3 protein-coding genes are annotated in these 1,914 nt (G+C 41.3%); 2 read left to right on the top strand and 1 reads right to left on the bottom strand.

The genetic code is table 11. The annotated features are described in order from the left end of the window. Nucleotides 1–493: 493 nt before the first annotated feature. Entirely contained in the window at nucleotides 494–709 is a 216-nt protein-coding gene (locus O9332_RS24885; RefSeq protein WP_002759900.1) for a hypothetical protein, read from the top strand. Beyond that, entirely contained in the window at nucleotides 709–969 is a 261-nt protein-coding gene (locus O9332_RS24880; protein WP_002759899.1) for a type II toxin-antitoxin system RelE family toxin, read from the top strand. The genes O9332_RS24885 and O9332_RS24880 overlap by 1 nt, the downstream gene beginning before the upstream one ends. A gap of 471 nt (nucleotides 970–1,440) precedes the next feature. Here the strand turns inward: O9332_RS24880 and O9332_RS24875 are convergent, their stop codons facing one another. Then, nucleotides 1,441–1,746, bottom strand: a complete 306-nt coding sequence (locus O9332_RS24875) for a DUF5615 family PIN-like protein (RefSeq protein WP_002759897.1) — start codon at nucleotides 1,744–1,746, stop codon at nucleotides 1,441–1,443. Nucleotides 1,747–1,914 lie beyond the last annotated feature (168 nt).

Genomic DNA, 1,914 nt, shown 5'->3' with positions numbered 1-1,914 from the left:
AAATCCTTATCTGGCAAGAGACTTAATTGATTAGTTCGCTCTAGAGCAAAAACAATTGACAAAAATCGCTAAATGCTTTTCTATATAAGGGTTCCATCCCTTATAACCCCCGTCCATTGCATAACAATTACCGAAGAGCCAGAATCGGTTTTATGCTATTGAGTTACCAAAGCCAATAGAAGAGGCTTTATTATCAGTTGCCAACTAAACCCCTCCCAATCCACCGAAAAAGAAACCACAAAGGTAGGCTAAATTGCCTCTAAAAATACCATAAATGCCCCCTTAATCAGAGTTGAAGGGGTTTGTTTTTTCCTTTCGCTTATTAAACAACTATCACCTCGTTGCTAGGGTCTCCCTGGCAAGGCATTTTCAGAGGTTCTACCTTGGAACGAGACAAAGCATTGATGATCACACAAAGTCGAGAAGAGCCAAATAGCCAATTTAGTGTCAAAATTAGGAGTAGTTTATTTATTCTTCTCTCCTAGTTAAAAATATGCAAGTTAAAGAGCTAACCGTTGAAGAACTCAAGCTCCTCATTCAAGAAACTGTTGCCGAAACCATCCAATCTATCTTACTCGATCCTGACCAAGATAAAGAAGTCAAACCTGAAGTTAAGCAACAACTTCTTGACTCTCTAAGACGGACTGAAATAGGAGAAAATGGGGTTTCAGCCGAGGAAGTAGCCAAAAAATTAGGATTAAACTGGTAATGGCTTACTTTGTAGAATTTAGCCGCGAAGCAATCGCTGATTTAGAAGCACTCGCTCCTATCATTCAAGAGCGAATTTTGCGGAAAGTTCGCTGGTTGTTGGATAATTTTGAAAATGTTAGTCCTCAAGCTTTAAGTGCTAATTTGAGTGGTCTTTTCAAGCTTCGAGTCGGTGACTATAGAGTTATCTATTCTTTTGCACCCGAAGCAAAGCGGCTTACCATCCATAAGGTTGGACATCGCCGAGATATCTACAGTTGATAAAATACTGTGTTTGAGAGTAAGGGGATACTTGTACAACCTTATTGTACAATTCCCAGGGGTGAGACTTGTAGGTTGGGTTGACGCAAGGAAACCCAACAACTTCCTGGAATATTTTCACAATTTTTGTTGGGTTTCGCCTTTTGAGCCGATGGGTAATACCTGAGTAATAATGATAGCTCAACCCAACCTACGGCTCGATTAATTAATCAACTTATTCAGACACCTGTTACCCAACAACTTCCTGGAATATTTTCACAATTTTTGTTGGGTTTCGCCTTTTGAGCCGATGGGTAATACCTGAGCAATAATGATAGCTCAACCCAAGCTACGGCTAACTGATTAGGGAGAGAAATATAAAGATTTATTAAATTGTAGCTTAGGATACAGCTTATTTTAGTTTAGTGTGTAATCTATTGTTGTCCAGCTTTGGTGTTGGGTTGGGTTGTTCCTTAGCCAAACCTAGAAAAGCTAATAGTTCCACTGATTCAGGGAGATGAACTGATTGGCCGGAGGGATATTAGCAGTTTCCAGATTGGCGATCGCTTTGACAATTTCCCCTCTACTGAGATCTTTTGAGTAGTCCCTATTCTCGTAAATGGCCAAAATACCTGAATGGCAGGGGTTTTCTTGATGGATGGCTTCAAAATCTCGGCAATTACGAGTTAGCAGCATTCGATTGTTTTGTCGGGCATAGTTCAAGACAACAGAATCTGGCTGTCCAGAAAGTCCCACTTCGTTGACTGTTATGACATCGTGACCAGCAACTGTGTGCATTTTGACGAGAACCTTGCACAGGGAGTCTTCATCGGAAATTTTGGGTCTGAAACCCCGCCGTTCTAGGTTGGCTTTACGTTAGAATTAAAAGGCCAGTCTCGAAAACCAAGTGGACGGCGCAGCACCTTGAAAACTCGGCTTAGGGGGTTCCGACCAGAAAAGCTTGGC

It is taken from the genome of Microcystis sp. LE19-10.1B, from assembly GCF_027530565.1.
In the GTDB taxonomy this organism is placed as follows: Bacteria; Cyanobacteriota; Cyanobacteriia; order Cyanobacteriales; family Microcystaceae; genus Microcystis; species Microcystis aeruginosa.
The sequence above is the reverse complement of the archived record's forward strand: the minus strand, read 5'-3'. Positions and strand labels throughout refer to the sequence as shown.